We start from the raw sequence: 16466 nt of genomic DNA, 5'->3' as shown, positions 1-16466 counted from the left end.
TAATTTCTCATTTTCCCGGCAAACTCGTGCTGCGCCGCACAAGCTGTGATGCAAAGCACATTTTCCCCGGTGGACAAGCTCCCGTTCAGGCATGGACACTCCAAGCCGGGAACAGGGTAGGGGAAAAGTCTTAGCGTATTTTCCAATACGTCATGCGGAATCCCCCATTCCGTCTCCCGTGTCACCCAGCAGATCCGTCACGGCTCATCCCGGCAGGTTGCGATGCCGGTGCCGGTAGCCGTCTGCGTCATAAAAATCGATGGCACGCGACATTTTGAAACATGGCCGTCTTGGCCGTGGCGGACCCTTTCGGTCGCGATTATCCGATATTTCAAATGCATTACCTGGGCGATTAACGCCGACTGACGTGTGCCTGCTTTTCATGCTGCAACGGATCGTGTGGCTGAGCGGGCCGCAGGGGGAAAAACCATGAGTGATGTGCGCGACGACGTGCTGCTGCCTTTGACCACCGCCCAGCGCGGCCTGTGGATGAATCACAAGATCGGCGGCGACGGCGCGATCATGAATATCGCCGAGGCGGTGGATATCCGCGGCCCGGTGCAGCCGCCGCTGTTCCGCCAGGCGCTGTACCGCCTCGTCTACGAAGCCGAAATGATGCGCGCCAACGTGATCGAGCGCGACGGCAAGCCGCTGCTGGTGGTGCGCCAGGTCTACGGCGGCCAGTTTCCCTATTTCGACATGAGCGCCGAAGCCGATCCGCGCGCGGCCGCCGAGGCGTGGATGCACGAGGAGTACTCGCGCAACCCGGATCTCGAACACGACCCGCTGTGGGTCAGCGTGCTGTTCAAGCTCGCCGGCGATCACTACGTCTGGTACCAGCGCGCGCACCACATCGTGCTGGACGGCTACGGCGGCGGCCTGCTCGCGCGGCGCCTGGCCGAGCTGTACACCGCCCTGGTGCAGGGCAGTGAACCGCCGCCGTGCGAGTTCGCGCCCGCCGCCACCGCCAGCGCGCTGGAAAGCGCGTATCGCGAGTCGGACCGCTTCCGCCGCGACCGCGACTACTGGAAGGAACTGCTCGCCGACCTGCCCGAAGCGGTCACGCTGTCGCGCCGCCAGCATCGCCCCGGCCTGGCCGACAGCCTGTGCCGCAGCACGGCGATCCTGCCGCCGGAAACCTCGCGCCGCCTGGCCGAACTGGGCAAAGCCACCGGCGCCAGCCTGCCGCAGGTGCTGATCGGCCTGGTGGCGGCGTACTACCACCGCGTCACCGGCGCGGAAGACCTGGTGTTCGGCATGCCGGTGACGGCGCGGCTTAACGCCGAGGCGCGCCGCATGCCGGGCATCTTCGCCAACGTGGTGCCGATCCGCCTGCAGTTCAGCGCGGAGCTCACCGCCGGCGGCCTGTTCGAACAGGTCTCGCGCGCCGTGCGGCAGACGCTGCGCCACCAGCAATACCGCTACGAAGACCTGCGCCGCGACCTGGGCCTGGTCGGGCAGGGCCGTGCCGTGGCCTGGCTGGGCATCAATATCGAGCCGTTCGATTACCAGCTCGACTTCGCCGGCGCGGGCACTTCTTCGCACAACATGTCCAACAGTTCGGCGGAAGACCTGATGGTCTTCGTCTACGACCGCGGCACCGATGCCGGCCTGCGCATCGACCTCGACGCCAACCCGCTGCTATACGACATGGACGAACTGGACGAACATCGCCGCCGCCTGTGCCGCCTGATCGAAGGCGTGCTGGCCGAACCCGAGGCGCGCCTGCGCGACATCGACCTGCTCGGCGACGAAGAACGCCACCGCCTGCTGATGGCCTGGAACGACACCGCCGCGCCGGTCGAACTGAGCGGCCTGCCCGCGCACGTGGCGCAGCAGGCGGCGCTGCGGCCGGATGCGCCGGCGGTGATCGCGGGCGACACCGTGCTGAGCTACCGCGAACTGCACCGGCGCAGCGTGGCGCAGGCGCGGCAGCTGATCGACGACGGCGTCGCGCCCGGCGACATCGTGGCCGTGGCCCTGCCGCGCAACGAGCAGCTGCTGATCGCGCTGCTGGCGATCATGCGCGCCGGCGCCACGTATCTGCCGATCGACCCGGACGGCCCGGCCGAACGCACCGCACTGCTGCTGGACGATGCCGCGCCGATCGCGCTGATCGCCACCCGCGCCATCCACGAGCGCCTGCCCATGGGCGGCGGCATGCAGCTGCTGCCGGAACAGCTCGATGTTCCTGCGCTGGAAGCCGCGCACGAGCCGGACCTGAGCCATCCCGACGGCGTCGCCTACGTGCTCTACACCTCCGGCTCTACCGGCCGCCCCAAGGGCGTGGAAGTCACCCACCGCAATCTCGCCAACTTCCTGCAGGGCATGGCGCGGCTGCTGGAACCCGCACCGGGCCATCGCTTCCTCGCCGTCACCACGGTGATCTTCGATATCGCGGGGCTGGAGCTGTACCTGCCACTTACCGCCGGGGCCTGCGTGGTGATGGCCGGCAGCGGCGCCGCGCAGCAGCCGGTGGAACTGGCGCGGCTGATCCGCGCCAGCGGCGTCACCCATGTGCAGGCGACACCGTCGCTGTGGCGCATCCTGCTGGGCAGCGCGGAAACGCAGCTGGATCACGTGCACGCCATGGTGGGCGGCGAGGCGCTGGGCGCGGAACTCGCAGCGCGGCTCAAGGCCGCGGCCGCGCGGGTGACGCAGTTCTACGGCCCCACCGAAACCACGGTGTGGTCCACAGCCTACGAGCTGGAAGTGATCGGCTCCGGCATTCCGCCGATCGGCCGCCCCATCCTCAACACGCGTCTGTACGTGCTCGATGCCGCGCGGCGGCCGGTGGTAACCGGCGCGACCGGCGAGCTGTATATCGGCGGCGCGGGCGTAGCCAAGGGCTATCTGCATCGCCCGCAGCTCACCGAGGAACGCTTCCCCGCCGACCCCTTCGCCGCCGACGGCAGCCGCATGTACGCCACTGGCGACCTGGTGCGCTGGCGCGACGACGGCCTGCTCGAATTCATCGGGCGCGCCGACAGCCAAGTGAAGATCCGCGGCCACCGCATCGAGCTGGGCGAGGTCGAGAACCTGCTGACCCAGCACACCGGCATCGCCGCGGCGGCGGTCACCACCTTCCGCGATGCGAACGGCAGTCTCGCCGTGGCCGCCTACGTGGTGGCGCGCGAAGCTGCCGCCTTCGATCCCGACCAGTTGCGCGTGTTCCTCGCGCGCCGCCTGCCGGAGCCCGCGCTGCCGTCCAGCTTCACCCTGCTGGATGCGCTGCCGCTGACGCCGAACGGCAAGCTCGATCGCCGCGCGCTGCCGGCGCCGGACCGTATCGCTCGCGCCGCGTTCGTGGAGCCTTCCACGCCGGTCGAGCGCAAGCTGGCGGAACTCTGGCAGCGCCTGCTGCGCATCGAACGCGTCGGCCTGCACGACAACTTCTTCGAGCTCGGCGGCGATTCGCTCACCGCGGCGGAGATGGCGGTGGGTTTCCCGGCGGAGTTCGGCGTGGAGCTGCCGCTGGGCAGCCTGTTCGAAGCGCCGACGGTGGCCAACCTGGCGGCCTTCGTCGACCGCCTCGGCGGCGAGAGCGACGATCCGCTCGGCGAGGTGATCGTGCTGCGCGCGCCGCCGCGGCTGCGCGAAGTAGGCAAGGCGCCGGCGCGGCCGTTGTTCTGCATCCATCCGATGATGGGCCTGAGCCTGGGCTTCTCCGCGCTGCTGCGGCATCTCGACCCGGCTGTCCCGGTATATGGCCTGCAGTCGCGCGGCCTGCGCGGCGATCTGCGCCTGCCCGGCAGCATCGAGGAAGTGGCGGCGGATTATCTGGCGCAGATCCGGCGCATCCAGCCGGAGGGGCCGTACCGCCTGGTCGGGCGTTCGATGGGCGGCCTGATCGGCCACGCCATCGCCGAGCAGTTGCTGGCGATGGGCGAGCGCGTCGAACTGCTGGCGATGATCGACAGCTATCTGTTCACCGCCGGCGAGCGCTCGCGCCCGCGCGAGGAAGCCAAAGAAGTGCGCGCCGCGCTGAACTTCCTCGGCCTGCACCAGCATGCCGGCGAAGACGCCCCGCAGACGCTGAAGGAGCTGGCCTCGCTGCTGCTGCACAGCTACAACGCGCGCTCGATCCCGCTGGTGCAGGAGATCATCAAGAGCCACCCGCAATTCATCGAGCATCTGTTCGCGGTGATGCGCAACAACCTGGAGCTGGCGCGCCAATACACGCCGCGCCGGATCAACCTGGACCTGCTGTTCTTCCACGCCACCGAGCGCGAGGGCGACCTGGACGGCATCCTCGACCACCGCCCCTCGGCCTGGCGGCCATTCATCGGCTGGCGCATCGAAGTGCAGGAATTGGCCTGCCATCACGAGGCGGTGCTGGAGCAGGCGCCGGCGGAGACCATCGGCACGGTGCTGCGCCACCGCCTGTTCGATATCCCGGACGAACGCGCCGGCACCGCGCCGCCGCTGGCGCCGCAGCCGGGGCTGGCCGCCGCATGAGCGCGCCCAAGCCGATCGTCATCTTCACCATCGGCACGCAGGGCGACGTGCGGCCCTGCGTGGCGCTGGGGCAGGGGCTGCAGCGCGCGGGTTATCCGGTGCGCATCGCCACCAGCGGCAATTTCGAGCCGCTGGTGCGCGAAGCGGGCCTGGAGTTCTTTCCGCTCACCGCCGATTTCCAGGCCATGCTGGAAGCCGACCGCAGCATCGCCGAGCAGGGCCTCAACCTGCGCGCGATGGCGCGCATCTTCCGCCAGCGCTATGCGCTGTGGGCCGAGCACTGGGCCGAGGAGGGCATGGCGGCGAGCGAAGGCGCGGGCCTGCTGATCGGCGTGAGCAACAGCACCTTGCTGGCCAAGGCGCTGTCGGAGCGGCGCGGCGTGCCGTTCGCCATTGCGCGCCTGCAGCCGCTGACGCCCTCGCGCCTGCTGCCGCCGATGGTGCTGAGCGGTTCGCGCGACCGCCTGCCCGGCCCGGTGAGTCTGGCCGCGCATCATCTGCTGTGGCTGCTGGTGTGGCATGTGATGCGGCCGGCGATCAACGACATCGTGCGGCCGCGGCTGGGCTTGCCGCGCTATCCCTGGCATGGCCCTTATCTCGGCCGCCATGCGCTGGACGAGAAGGTGATCAACGGTTTCAGCCGCCAGGTGCTGCCGCGGCCGGCGGACTGGCCCGACAGCTCGCAGGTCACCGGCTACTGGTTCTTCGATCCGCCGGCGTGGGCGCCACCGGTGGAACTTGCAGAGTTTCTCTCCGCCGGTCCCAAGCCGGTCTATATCGGCTTCGGCAGCATGGTGAGCAGCCGCGCCGCCGAGTTCACCCGCATCGTGCTGGACGGCGTGCGCAAGAGCGGCCGCCGCGCGGTGCTGGCGGCGGGCTGGGGCGGGCTGGAGATCGCCGAAGGCGCGCTGGACGGGCAGATCTACGGCCTGCGCCAGGCGCCGCACGACTGGCTGTTTCCGCGCATGGCCGGCGCCGTGCATCACGGCGGCGCGGGCACCACGGCAGCGGCGGCGCGCGCCGGCATTCCCGCGGCGGTGGTGCCGTTCTACGGCGACCAGCCGTTCTGGGCGCGCTGCCTGCAGCGCCGTGGCGTGGCGCCCGCCGCACTGGACCGGCGCAGCTTGAACGCCGATGCGTTGGCCGCGGCGCTCACCGCGATGGAGCAGCCAGAGATGCTGCGCGAAGCCGAAGCACTGGGCCGCGCGATCCGCGCCGAAGACGGTGTGGGCGAAGCGCTGCGGCATCTGCGGCGCTGGGGCTTGCTGGGTGAGGTTGAAATGATGGAGACCGCGATGGAACCGCAGCGGAGCGTGGCATGAGCGCGCGCCGGCCGTTCGCACTGTTCGAGCGCGGCATGTACCTGGACGGACAGCGCGCGGTGGCGCTGGTGCTGCCCGCCACGCTATCCGGCACGCTCGACGAGCCACGCCTGCGCCTGGCGCTGGAGCGTGTGCAGGCGCGGCACGCCGTGCTGCAAAGCCTGGTGGAGCACGCTGCCGATGGACGCCCGTGGTTCGTGCAGCAGGACGCGCCGCCGCCGATCGCGCTGCGCATCGTCGAACGGCAGGGCGATGACGACTGGCAGGAGCAGGCGCGGCTGGAATGCGAGCGCCTGTTCGATGGCGCGCGCGAGCCGCTGATCCGCATGGTCTGGCTGCGCGGCGCCGGGCGCAGCGATCTGCTGCTGAGTTGCCATCACTGCATCTGCGACGGGTTGTCGGCGGTGAATCTGCTGCGCGACATCCTTACCGTGTGCGGCCGCCCCGACGCCAGGCTGGGGCCGCGCTTCGAGCTGCAGGGCAGCGCCGACGTGGTGCCGCCGGAAGCGCAGCGCAATCGCTGGCTGCAGCGGCGCGCGCGCCTGAAGGCCGCGCTGTTCGGCGCCTTTATCCGTACGCGGCGCATCGGCGCGCCGGTAAGTTATGGCGCCGCCTATACGCAGCGCTGGTCGATCGAGCCGGTGGCGGTGCAGGCGCTGGTGCGGCGGGCGAAGGACGCCGAGGTCGGCGTGTTCGCGGCGCTGTGCACAGCTTTCATGCTGGCCTGCTGGTCGGTGCGCGGCATCCGCGGCGTGGAGAAGTTTGTCGCCCCGGTCGATGCGCGCCGCTATCTGCCGGCGTTGCAGGGTGGTGCCTTGTTCACCATGGCGCCGACCGTGCGGCTGACATTCGGCGGGCGCAAGTCGCGCGATGCGGATTTCTGGGTGCTGGCGCGTGCGCTGCACGAGGATATGCGGCGGCAGATCGACCGCCTCGGGCCGGCGGTGTACGAACAATTGCTGGGACTCGAACGGCTGCATCCGCTGTTCGACCAGCTGCTCGCGTGGTCGCGTTCGAAGCGCAGCGGCGGCGGTGTGTCGCTTTCTTACCTGGGCCGTCTGGACGACTCCTCGCGCGACGAAGGCGGCGTCCGCCTGGAGGCGATCCACGCGCCGTCGGCCCTGCTCGAACCCACGCCGGCCAGCCTGATCACCATCGTCGGCTTCGCCGAGCGCCTGGACCTCGCCTTTATCTCCGACGAAAGCTCGCTGCCCAGCGCGCAGGCCGCGCAGATCCGCCAGTTGGCGATGGAGTTGCTGCAGGCGGCTTCGGCCCTGCCTGCCCCGGCCGCCGCCGGCCTGTCCGCTCCCGTACCCGTGGAAAGCCCCGTGGAAAGCGTATGAAAAGCTATGGCGTGATCTTCGTGCTGTACCACCCCAGCGAGGCCTTTCTGCGCAACCTGGAGAAAGCGGCGGCGTTGGGGCAGAACGTAGTGGCGATCGACAACTCGCCGCAACCGGATCTGGCCCTGTACGAAGTGCTGCAGCGGCAGGGTTGCACGGTGCTCCACAACGCCAATCGCGGTGGCCTGGCCGGCGCCTACAACCGCGGCGCGGAGCTGCTGCTCGAACGCGGTTGCGAGGTGATCTTCCTGCTCGACCAGGATTCTGACATCGGCGACGACTTCTTCGCCGCGATGATGCAGGCCTGCGAGCGCGAACAGGGCGAGGCCTTCATCCTCGGGCCGAAGATCTACGAGATCAATCTGGAAAAGTTCATGGTGGTGATGCCACCGGGACGTCGCTGGCCGAAGCCGCAGAAGATGCGCGAGCCGAACGAAGGCGTGTTCGACACCTTGTTCGTGATCTCGTCCGGCTCGGCGGTTTCCGCGCAGGCATACCGCCAGCTCGGCGCGTTCCGCGAGGATTTCTTTATCGAGTACATCGACATCGAATACGGCCTGCGTGCGAACACGCTGGGTGTGCCGGTGCGCATGAATGCGGCGGTGACGATGCGCCAGACCACCGGGCAGATCGAACGCCACGGCCGCCTGTTCACCACCAACCACGCGGCGTGGCGCCGCTACTACGGTGCGCGCAACGGCGTTTACACGCTGCGCTTGTATCGCGCGCATTGGGGGCTGCATTGGCTGGGCGGACTGCTCGCGCTGCACCAGGCGTTCAACGTGCTGCTGTTCGAGCCGCAGAAGCTGCGCAAGGTGCTGGCGATTGCCTGCGGTTACGTCGACGGGCGCCGTGGCCGGCTGGGTACGTTCGAAAGCCTGCATCCGCGCATCGCCGCGTTCTGCAAGAAAGAGCCGGCGCGCGGCAACGCGCTTGCCGGCGCTGCGGCCGTCGCGACGGAGCAGGCGCCATGATGCGCAAGCTCACCACCATCGAGCGGCTGATCGACGGCAATATCACCTACCGCCTCACTATCGAAGGCGCGCTGCCGGTCGAACGCCTGCGCGCGGCGCTGGACCGCGTGCAGCGCAAGCATCCGGCGCTGCGCATGCTGCTGCGCGAGGAAAGCGACGGCTTGTACTACGCGCTGGACGCGGCCGGCCCGGTGCCGCTGCGTGTGGCGATCTGCACCTCCGAGCAAGTGCTGGCCGGCGAGATTGCGCGCGAGGAAGCCAGCGTCTTCGCAGCCGACGAACCGCTGCTGCGCGTGGCCTGGTTGCGCACGGCGCGCGGCGGCGTGCTTTTGATCACCACCGCGCACCGTATCTGCGATGGCATGAGCATCCTCACCCTGGCGCGCGAACTGCTGGCGGGTCTGCACGGCGATGCGCCGCTGCTGCCGTATGCGCCGATCAGTCCGCTGGACGTTGCCGCTCCGCCGGGTGGCGCGGAAGAGCGCAAGCAGCGCATGGTCGCCGCGGTGATCAATGGGCTGATCGCGGTGGTTCCGTCGTCGCGCCGGCCGCCGCGCCACGACACCTTGCGGCGGGAATGGCATGTGGATGCGGGGCTGACCGCGGTGCTCAAGCATCGCTGCCGGGTCGAGCAGGTGTCGATGCATGCGGCCTTGCTGGCGATCCTCGACCTGGCCTTGCAGTCGGCGCTGGGCAAGCGTGCACCGACGCGTATCGACAACCCGATCGACGCGCGCCGCGGCCGGCTGGCGCAGCTGAAGGACGACATGCTGTTCTTCGGCGGCGGCAGCTTCAAGATCGAAGTGGGGCGCGAGCGCGGCGCGGATCTGTGGGAGCGGGCGCGCGACATCTATCGCGAGATGGCCGGCAAGATGGAGCAGGAACTGCTGGCGATTCCCGGCAAGTACCGCTTCTGCGAGATGCTGAAGCCGCCGTCGGAGCACAAGTTGAACTCCATCGTGCGGCTGGGCGATGCGCTCAGCCGCAATGGCAACTGGAACCAGTTTTCCTTTTCCAACCTGGGGCCGATCGATCTGCTGGAGGCGCAGGCGCCATTCCGGCTGGAGGACTTCACCTTGTCGGTGCGCTCCTTCGGCGTGCGTCCGCTGGGCCTGGTGGCGTTCGCGCTGCACGGGCGGCTGCGCTTCGTGTTCATCGGCGAGGAGCAGTGCATGAGCGCAGCGCAGGTGGATGCGCTGGAGCAGGCGTTCATGGGGGTGTTGCGGGAGCAGGCGACGCATCGCAGGCGCGGCGTCGAGCCGGTGGAGGCATTGGCTGCGGAGTAGGTTGGGGTGAGCCGAAGGCGAACCCCAACGAAGCTGGATCGCATCCGAGGTGTTGGGGTTCGCTGCGCTCACCCCAACCTACGCAGGCTGTGTCGCTATGCCGGTTACACCGGCTCCAGCCAACCCCACTGGTCGTTGGTCTTGCCATTGAACAGCCCGAAGAACAGCTCCTGCATCCGGCGCGTGACGCGGCCGGCCTTGCCCGAGCCGATCTTCTTGCCGTCGACCGAGCGGATCGGGGTGATCTCCGCGGCGGTGCCGCACATCAGCAGCTCGTCGCACAAGTACAGGTACTCGCGGGGGATGTCGCGCTCGATCACTTCGATGCCGTCTTCGCGCGCCAGCGTCATCAGCGTGTGGCGGGTGATGCCGGTGAGGATCGAGGCGCTGGCCGGCGTGGTGTGCAGCACGCCGTCGAACACCAGGAACAGGTTCTCGCCCGCGCCTTCGCTGAGCAGGCCGGTATTGGCCAGCGCGATGCCTTCGCCAAAGCCCAGGCGGCGCGCTTCACGCGCGATCAGCTGGCCGGAGAGGTAATTGCCGCCGGCCTTGGCGCCGGCCGGAATGGTGTTCGGCGCGAAGCGCTGCCAGCTCGACACGCAGGCGTCGATGCCGCTTTCCAGCGCTTCCGGCCCGAGATACGGACCCATCGGCCACGCGGCCACCGCCACGTCGATCGGCGTTTCCGCCGACAAGCCGAAGCCGCCGAGGCCGCGGTAGGCGACAGGACGCAGATACGCGGCGCCCAGGCCGTTCTTCTTGATCACGTCACGGCAGGCCGCGGCGATCTCGTCCTGCGAATAGGGCAGCACCATGTCGTAGATCTTGGCCGACTGGTACAGGCGCTTGAGATGGTCGGTGAGGCGGAAGATCGCGGCGCCGTCCGGCGTGGCGTAGCTGCGGATGCCCTCGAACACCGACGAGCCGTAATGCAGCGCGTGCGACATCACATGCGTGGTGGCCTCGCGCCAGGGCTTGATCTGGCCGTTCTGCCAGATCCATTCGGGATACTGCTGCGCCATGTCGATTCTCCGAAAAATGAGCGACATGATAACCGCTGCCGGGCGGCCTCATCTTTCAGCCGCCTTGCAGGGGTTCAAGCGCTCGTTCGAATCGCGGCGATGCGCGGCTCAGCCGGCGCTGCGCAGCCACAGGCAGCCGGAGCGGCGCACGATGTCGAAGCGCGTTTCCTTCGGCTCGCCGCTGGCGTCGTCCGAGGCGGTGTGCACCACCAGCTGGTGCTCCTGCGGCGCGGGATGTTCGGCGGGCGGCGCATCGGGATCGTTGCCGCCGGCCTGCTCGGCCGCGTTCTGTTCGCCGAAATCCAGCAGCGGGCGTTTCATCAGCGCACCCAGCGAGCGGATGTCGGACACCACCGCATTGCGCCCCGCGCCTTCCCACAGCATCAGGCCGGCGAGGCGGTTGGGATCGCGCGTGGCGAAGGCGTCGGTGACGCTCTGGCGCAGCTCGGCCACGCTGGTGGCGCACAGGATCGGCGGCGGCGCGGAGGGCACCGGCGCGTTAGGCGCGGGAGCGGCGGATTTCGGCGCGGCCTGCACCGGCGTGGCCTTCAGCGCGGCGCAGGGCTGGTCGGTGAACAGCGGATTGCCGTCGGGGCCGATGCAGCGGTGCACGCCCTCCTGCGCGTTGGCGGGAGCGGGCAGCAGCCAGAGGGAGAGGAACAGTGCGGAAGCAACAAGGAAGAGACGCATGCCGCGCAGGATAACCCGCGCGGCCTGACTGAAAGCTCGACCTGCCTCTTAAATCGACAGCCGCTCCAGCACCGACTGCGTCGCCTTGGCGCGGTTGAGCGTGTAGAAGTGCAGGCCCGGCGCACCGCCGTCCAGCAGGCGCTGGCACAGCTGCGCCACTACGTCGGCGGCCAGTTCGCGGATCGATTCGGCATCGTCGCCGTGCGCCTGCATGCGCTTGGCGATCCAGCGCGGGATCTCCGCGCCGCAGGCGTCGGAGAAACGCTTGAGCTGGGAGAAATTGCCGATCGGCATGATGCCCGGCACCACCGGCACGTCCACGCCAAGGCGGCGCACGTCGTCGAGGAAACGGAAGTAGGCGTCGGCGTTGTAGAAGTACTGGGTGATCGCGCCATTGGCGCCGGCGTCGACCTTGCTCTTGAAGTGGCGCAGGTCGGCCAGCGCGTCGTCGGCCTGCGGATGGGTTTCCGGATAGGCGGCCACTTCGATATGGAAATGCTCGCCGCTGTGCTGGCGGATAAAGCCGACCAGCTCGGCCGCATAGCGGAAGTCGCCGGGCGAGGCCATGCCCGAGGGCAGATCGCCGCGCAGCGCCACGATGCGGCGGTAGCCGGCAGCGCGGTAGCCGTCCAGCAGCTCGGCGATCTCGGCGCGGGTGCCGCCCATGCAGGACAGGTGCGGCGCCACGTCCAGGCCGTGCTCGCGGTGCAGGCGCGCCACCGTCTCGCCGGTGTAGCTGAGGGTGGAGCCGCCGGCGCCGAAGGTCACCGAGACGTAGTCCGGCCCGCGCCCCTTGAGCAGGCGGGCGGTGCGGTCGAGCTGGTCGCGCTGCTCGTCGGTCTTGGGCGGGAAGAATTCGAAGCTGATGGCCGGCATCGTCGGACTCTCGGGTAGGAATGGCGGGGAGTATATATCTCTTGGTCGCGATGAAGCGATATATGTGAATCAATCTTCCACGGGTGAAGCCCTTCTCCCTCCGGGAGAAGGTGCCGGCAGGCGGATGAGGGTACGGGCGGAGCGGTGCGCCTCGCTCCGCCCGCACCCTCACCCCAACCCCTCTCCCGGAGGGAGAGGGGCTAAAAGCCAAGGCACAAAAAAAGCGCGCGGTTTGCACCGCGCGCCTTTCGTTCCCGCTGGACCGCCGCTCAGTAGCGGTAGTGGTCCGGCTTGTACGGGCCTTCCACCGGCACGCCGATGTAGGCGGCCTGATCCGCGGTCAGCTTGGTCAGCTTCACGCCGATCTGCTCCAGGTGCAGGCGGGCGACTTCCTCGTCCAGCTGCTTGGGCAGGCGGTAGACGGTCTTCTCGTAGACGTCCTTGTTCTTCCACAGGTCCAGCTGCGCCAGCGTCTGGTTGGAGAAGCTGTTGGACATCACGAAGCTCGGATGGCCGTGGGCGCAGCCGAGGTTCACCAGGCGGCCTTCGGCCAGCATGTAGATGCTGTGGCCGCCGCTCTTACTTTGCGTGGCGGCGAAGGTGTAGCGGTCGACCTGCGGCTTGATGGTCTCGCGCGACACGTCCTTGGCGCCGTTCAGGCGGTCGATCTGGATCTCGTTGTCGAAGTGGCCGATGTTGCAGACCAGGGCGTTGTTCTTCATCGCCGCCATGTGCTCCAGCGTGATGATGTCCTTGTTGCCGGTGGTGGTGACGTAGATGTCGGCCATGCCGAGCGTGTCTTCCACGGTGGTGACCTGGAAGCCTTCCATCGCCGCCTGCAGGGCGTTGATCGGGTCGATCTCGGTGACGATCACGCGCGCGCCGAAGCCCTTCAGCGAGTGCGCGCAGCCCTTGCCCACGTCGCCGTAGCCGCACACCACGGCGACCTTGCCGGCGACCATCAGGTCGGTGGCGCGCTTGATGCCGTCGGCCAGCGACTCGCGGCAGCCGTACAGGTTGTCGAACTTGCTCTTGGTGACCGAGTCGTTGACGTTGATCGCCGGCACCAGCAGCTTGCCCGCTTCCATCATCTGATACAGGCGGTGCACGCCGGTGGTGGTCTCCTCGGAGACGCCCTTCCAGTCGGCCGCGACCTTCTTCCAGAAACCGGGACGCTCCTTGGCGGTGCGCTTGAGCAGGTCCTTGATCACCTGCTCCTCATGGTTGCCGCTGGGCGTGTTGACCCAGTCGTCGCCGTTCTCCATGTCCAGACCCTTGTGGATCAGCAGGGTGGCGTCGCCGCCGTCGTCGACGATCAGCTCGGGGCCCTGCATGCCCGGGTGGGTGAGCATGTCCAGCGTGCAGTCCCAGTACTCCTCCAGCGTCTCGCCCTTCCAGGCGAACACCGGGATGCCGGCGGCGGCGATGGCTGCGGCGCAGTCGTCCTGGGTGGAGAAGATGTTGCAGGAGGCCCAGCGCACCGAGGCGCCCAGGGTGCTCAGGGTCTCGATCAGGACCGCGGTTTCCTTGGTCATGTGCAGCGAACCGGACAGGCGCACGCCCTTGAGCGGCTGCTCCTTGGCGTAGCGGGCGCGGATCTGCATCAGGCCCGGCATTTCCTCTTCCGCCATGCGGATACGGCGGCGGCCGAGGTCGGCGAGGGAGATATCGCGGACCTTGAAGTCCTGGCCGGCGGCTTCTTTGCTTACTGCGTTCATGGTGTGGCTCCGGAAATTTGTGCGGCAGGGAATGCCGCATCGGTTGACCGGGCGCCGTTTGACGATGAAAACCATCGAGCCTGGCCGGACTCGTGCCGCCTCTTAACTGGGCAAGACACAGCCGCGGTCGCAGCGCCCCTCGATGGGAGTTCGGAAGTATAGCCGCTGCGGCGTTCGGGATTCGTCACGCCGGCCCGGGCGCCCAGGCGGCCCCGACCATGACGGATGGCCTAGGCCCGGCCGGCGCCGGGCCGGTAACGTCGCAAGTTTCTTCGTCCAGAGGCCGTCTGCCCCCATGAACCGTCCGCTCCGGCGTCTCGCCCTCGTTGGTTTCCTGCTGGCGGCACTGCCGCTGGCCACCTCCGCCCGCACCCCGCTGGCCCCGCCCGCGGCGGCCGCCCCGGCCGACGGCTACCGCCTGCCGCCCGCGCCGCTGCAGGCGCTGGTGGACGCGCCGCGTCCGCCGCAGCTGTCGATCAGCCCGCACCGCGACCTGCTGGCGCTGATCCAGACCCCCGCGCTGCCCGGCATCGACTTGGTGGCGCAGCCCGAGCTGAAGCTGGCCGGTCTGCGCATCAATCCGCGCACCTATGCGCAGAGCCGCTTTTCCTTCGGCACCGACCTGTGGCTGCTGGATATCGCCAGCGGCAAGGAGCAGCGCCTGCAGGGCCTGCCGGCGCCGCTGTCGATCGCCACCACCAGCTGGTCGCCGGACCAGCGCTTCCTGGCCTTCAACCAGGTGGATGCGAAATCCGGGCGCAACGAGCTGTGGGTAGTCGACGTCGCTGCACACAGCGCGCGCCGCCTGACCGAGCTGCCGCTCAATACCGTGTCCGGCCGCGGCTACCGCTGGATGTCCGACAGCAAGCGCCTGCTGGTGGAACTGCGGCCCGACGGGCAGGGCGAGGCGCCGGCCGGTGGCGGCATTCCCACCGGCCCGAACGTGCAGGAGACGCGCGCCGGCGGCGGCGTGAGGTCGCTGCCCACCTACCAGGACCTGCTGCACAACGAGAACGACGCACGCGTGCTGGAGCACTACCTGCGCGCGCAGGCCGCCCTGGTCGACCTGGACGGCAAGGTGACCAGGCTCGGCGAACCCGCGCTCACGCTGTCGCTCGCGCCCTCGCCGGACGGCCGCTATGTGCTGCGCGAGCGCGTCGAGCGGCCGTTCTCCTACCTGGTGCCGGTGGATTACTTCCCGCGCCGCATCGAAGTGCTGGATCTGGACGGCAAGCTGGTCAAGGAGATCGCGCACCAGCCGCTGATCGACGGCCTGCCCACCGGCAACGACGCCGTGCGCACCGGCGTGCGCGACATCGACTGGCGCGCCGACGCACCCGCCACCCTGGTCTGGGCCGAGGCGCAGGACGGCGGCGACCCCGCACGCCAGGCCGAGGTGCGCGACCTGGTGAAGACCCAGGCGGCGCCGTTCACGCAGGAACCCACCGTGCTGGCGCGCCTGGCCAGCCGTTATGCCGGCGCCTATTGGGGCTCGGGCGAGCTGGCGCTGATCGAGGAGTTCTGGTGGAAGACGCGCCAGGTGAAGGAATGGCGCATCGCGCCGGACCGTCCGCAGCAGGCGCCGAAGCTGGTGCGCGAAGGTTCCTCCGAGGACCGCTACAAGGACCCGGGCCTGCCCGCGACGGCGATCGACGAGCACGGCGAGCAGCGCCTGGTGGTCACCGCCGACGGGCACGGCATCTTCCGCCTGGGCAAGGGCGCTTCGCCGGAAGGCGATCGTCCGTTTATCGACAAGGTCGACCTGGACAGCGGCAAGAGCGAGCGCCTGTTCCATTCGCAGGCGCCGTACTACGAAGCGCCGCAGGTGCTGCTCGATGCGCAGGGCAAGCACGCGCTGACCTCGCGCGAAGCGCCCACGGAGACGCCGAACTTCTACGTGCGCGAACTGGCCTCCAGCAGCGCGCCGCGCGCGCTCACGCACTTCGCGCATCCCACGCCGCAATTGAAGGAAGTGAAGAAGGAGCAGATCCGCTACAAGCGCAAGGACGGTGTCGAACTCACCGCCACGCTGTTCCTGCCGCCGCACTACGACCCGAAGAAGGACGGTCCGCGCCCGATGCTGATGTGGGCCTATCCCACCGAGTTCAAATCGGCCGACGCGGCGGGCCAGGTCACCGATTCGCCGTACCGCTTCAACCGCATCAGCTACTGGAGTCCGCAGGCCTTCCTGGCGATGGGCTATACGGTGCTGGACGATTTCTCCGTGCCGATCGTCGGCGAGGGCAGCAAGGAGCCGAACGACACCTACGTGCAGCAGCTGGTGGCGAGCGCGGAAGCGGCGGTGGACGAAGTCGTGCGCCGCGGTGTGGCCGAGCGCGGCCGCATCGCGGTGGGCGGGCATTCCTACGGCGCCTTCATGACCGCCAACCTGCTCGCGCATACGCGGCTGTTCAAGGCGGGCATCGCGCGCAGCGGTGCATATAACCGCACGCTGACGCCGTTCGGCTTCCAGTCGGAGGAGCGCAATTACTGGCAGGCGCAGGACGTGTACAGCGCGATGTCGCCGTTCAACTACGCCGACCACATCAAGGACGCGCTGCTGCTGATCCACGGCGAGCAGGACAACAACTCCGGCACCTTCCCGATCCAGAGCGAGCGCCTCTACGCGGCGGTGAAGGGATTGGGCGGCACGGCGCGGCTGGTGATGCTGCCGAACGAAGCGCATGCGTACCGGGCGCGCGAATCGATCATGCAGATGCTGGCGGAGTCGAACGATTGGCTGGAGCGGTATGTGAAGAACCCGCCAGCACATTGAC

10 protein-coding genes and 1 riboswitch are annotated in these 16466 nt (G+C 68.7%); of the genes, 6 read left to right on the top strand and 4 right to left on the bottom strand.

The window, feature by feature from the left end; translation table 11 throughout:
* Positions 1-429: 429 nt before the first annotated feature.
* Genes KK141_RS08160 through KK141_RS08140 form a run of 5 tightly spaced genes read left to right on the top strand, consistent with a single transcriptional unit; the run spans position 430 to position 9383 of the window.
* Complete coding sequence (locus KK141_RS08160) at positions 430-4458, top strand: non-ribosomal peptide synthetase (protein ID WP_214569252.1); 4029 nt, start codon at positions 430-432, stop codon at positions 4456-4458.
* Positions 4455-5780, top strand: a complete 1326-nt coding sequence (locus KK141_RS08155; RefSeq protein WP_214569251.1) for a glycosyltransferase — start codon at positions 4455-4457, stop codon at positions 5778-5780. Before KK141_RS08160 ends, KK141_RS08155 begins: the two co-directional genes overlap by 4 nt.
* Positions 5777-7123, top strand: coding sequence for a condensation domain-containing protein (locus tag KK141_RS08150; RefSeq protein ID WP_214569250.1), 1347 nt, complete (start codon positions 5777-5779; stop codon positions 7121-7123). The genes KK141_RS08155 and KK141_RS08150 overlap by 4 nt, the downstream gene beginning before the upstream one ends.
* Entirely contained in the window at positions 7120-8097 is a 978-nt protein-coding gene (locus KK141_RS08145) for a glycosyltransferase family 2 protein (RefSeq protein ID WP_214569249.1), read from the top strand. Before KK141_RS08150 ends, KK141_RS08145 begins: the two co-directional genes overlap by 4 nt.
* The gene (locus KK141_RS08140) at positions 8094-9383 is read left to right on the top strand and encodes a condensation domain-containing protein (protein ID WP_214569248.1); all 1290 of its coding nucleotides are present in this window, start codon (positions 8094-8096) and stop codon (positions 9381-9383) included. The genes KK141_RS08145 and KK141_RS08140 overlap by 4 nt, the downstream gene beginning before the upstream one ends.
* A 104-nt stretch (positions 9384-9487) precedes the next feature.
* Here KK141_RS08140 and KK141_RS08135 read toward each other — a convergent pair whose 3' ends face one another.
* The 4 genes from KK141_RS08135 to ahcY form a co-directional block, all read right to left on the bottom strand.
* On the bottom strand, positions 9488-10405 hold the full coding sequence (locus tag KK141_RS08135; RefSeq protein ID WP_167252527.1) for a branched-chain amino acid transaminase: 918 nt from the start codon (positions 10403-10405) through the stop codon (positions 9488-9490).
* 108 nt (positions 10406-10513) lie between these two features.
* Positions 10514-11095 carry a DUF4124 domain-containing protein gene (locus KK141_RS08130; protein ID WP_214569247.1) on the bottom strand — a complete coding sequence of 194 codons (582 nt, stop codon included), beginning with the start codon at positions 11093-11095 and terminating at the stop codon, positions 10514-10516.
* 48 nt (positions 11096-11143) lie between these two features.
* Positions 11144-11971, bottom strand: a complete 828-nt coding sequence (metF, locus tag KK141_RS08125) for a methylenetetrahydrofolate reductase [NAD(P)H] (RefSeq protein WP_214569246.1) — start codon at positions 11969-11971, stop codon at positions 11144-11146.
* A gap of 269 nt (positions 11972-12240) precedes the next feature.
* Positions 12241-13689 (bottom strand): adenosylhomocysteinase, encoded by a 1449-nt coding sequence (ahcY, locus tag KK141_RS08120; RefSeq protein ID WP_214569245.1) that lies wholly within the window; start codon positions 13687-13689, stop codon positions 12241-12243.
* Between the two features lie 42 nt (positions 13690-13731).
* A riboswitch (S-adenosyl-L-homocysteine riboswitch) is annotated at positions 13732-13836 on the bottom strand.
* 148 nt (positions 13837-13984) lie between these two features.
* Here ahcY and KK141_RS08115 point away from each other — a divergent pair.
* Positions 13985-16465, top strand: coding sequence for a prolyl oligopeptidase family serine peptidase (locus KK141_RS08115; RefSeq protein WP_214569244.1), 2481 nt, complete (start codon positions 13985-13987; stop codon positions 16463-16465).
* Position 16466 lies beyond the last annotated feature (1 nt).

It is taken from the genome of Dyella sp. LX-66 (genome assembly GCF_018599165.1).
Classification (GTDB): domain Bacteria; phylum Pseudomonadota; class Gammaproteobacteria; order Xanthomonadales; family Rhodanobacteraceae; genus Dyella_D; species Dyella_D marensis.
This window is presented reverse-complemented; position numbering and strand designations above follow the sequence as displayed.

What these genes read in the sequence shown, in the direction of transcription:
- KK141_RS08160 (WP_214569252.1), top strand. Translation starts at nt 430, where the DNA reads ATGAGTGATGTGCGCGACGACGTGCTGCTGCCTTTGACCACCGCCCAG.
- KK141_RS08155 (WP_214569251.1), top strand. Translation starts at nt 4,455, where the DNA reads ATGAGCGCGCCCAAGCCGATCGTCATCTTCACCATCGGCACGCAGGGC.
- KK141_RS08150 (WP_214569250.1), top strand. Translation starts at nt 5,777, where the DNA reads ATGAGCGCGCGCCGGCCGTTCGCACTGTTCGAGCGCGGCATGTACCTG.
- KK141_RS08145 (WP_214569249.1), top strand. Translation starts at nt 7,120, where the DNA reads ATGAAAAGCTATGGCGTGATCTTCGTGCTGTACCACCCCAGCGAGGCC.
- KK141_RS08140 (WP_214569248.1), top strand. Translation starts at nt 8,094, where the DNA reads ATGATGCGCAAGCTCACCACCATCGAGCGGCTGATCGACGGCAATATC.
- KK141_RS08135 (WP_167252527.1), bottom strand. Translation starts at nt 10,405, where the DNA reads ATGGCGCAGCAGTATCCCGAATGGATCTGGCAGAACGGCCAGATCAAG.
- KK141_RS08130 (WP_214569247.1), bottom strand. Translation starts at nt 11,095, where the DNA reads ATGCGTCTCTTCCTTGTTGCTTCCGCACTGTTCCTCTCCCTCTGGCTG.
- metF (WP_214569246.1), bottom strand. Translation starts at nt 11,971, where the DNA reads ATGCCGGCCATCAGCTTCGAATTCTTCCCGCCCAAGACCGACGAGCAG.
- ahcY (WP_214569245.1), bottom strand. Translation starts at nt 13,689, where the DNA reads ATGAACGCAGTAAGCAAAGAAGCCGCCGGCCAGGACTTCAAGGTCCGC.
- KK141_RS08115 (WP_214569244.1), top strand. Translation starts at nt 13,985, where the DNA reads ATGAACCGTCCGCTCCGGCGTCTCGCCCTCGTTGGTTTCCTGCTGGCG.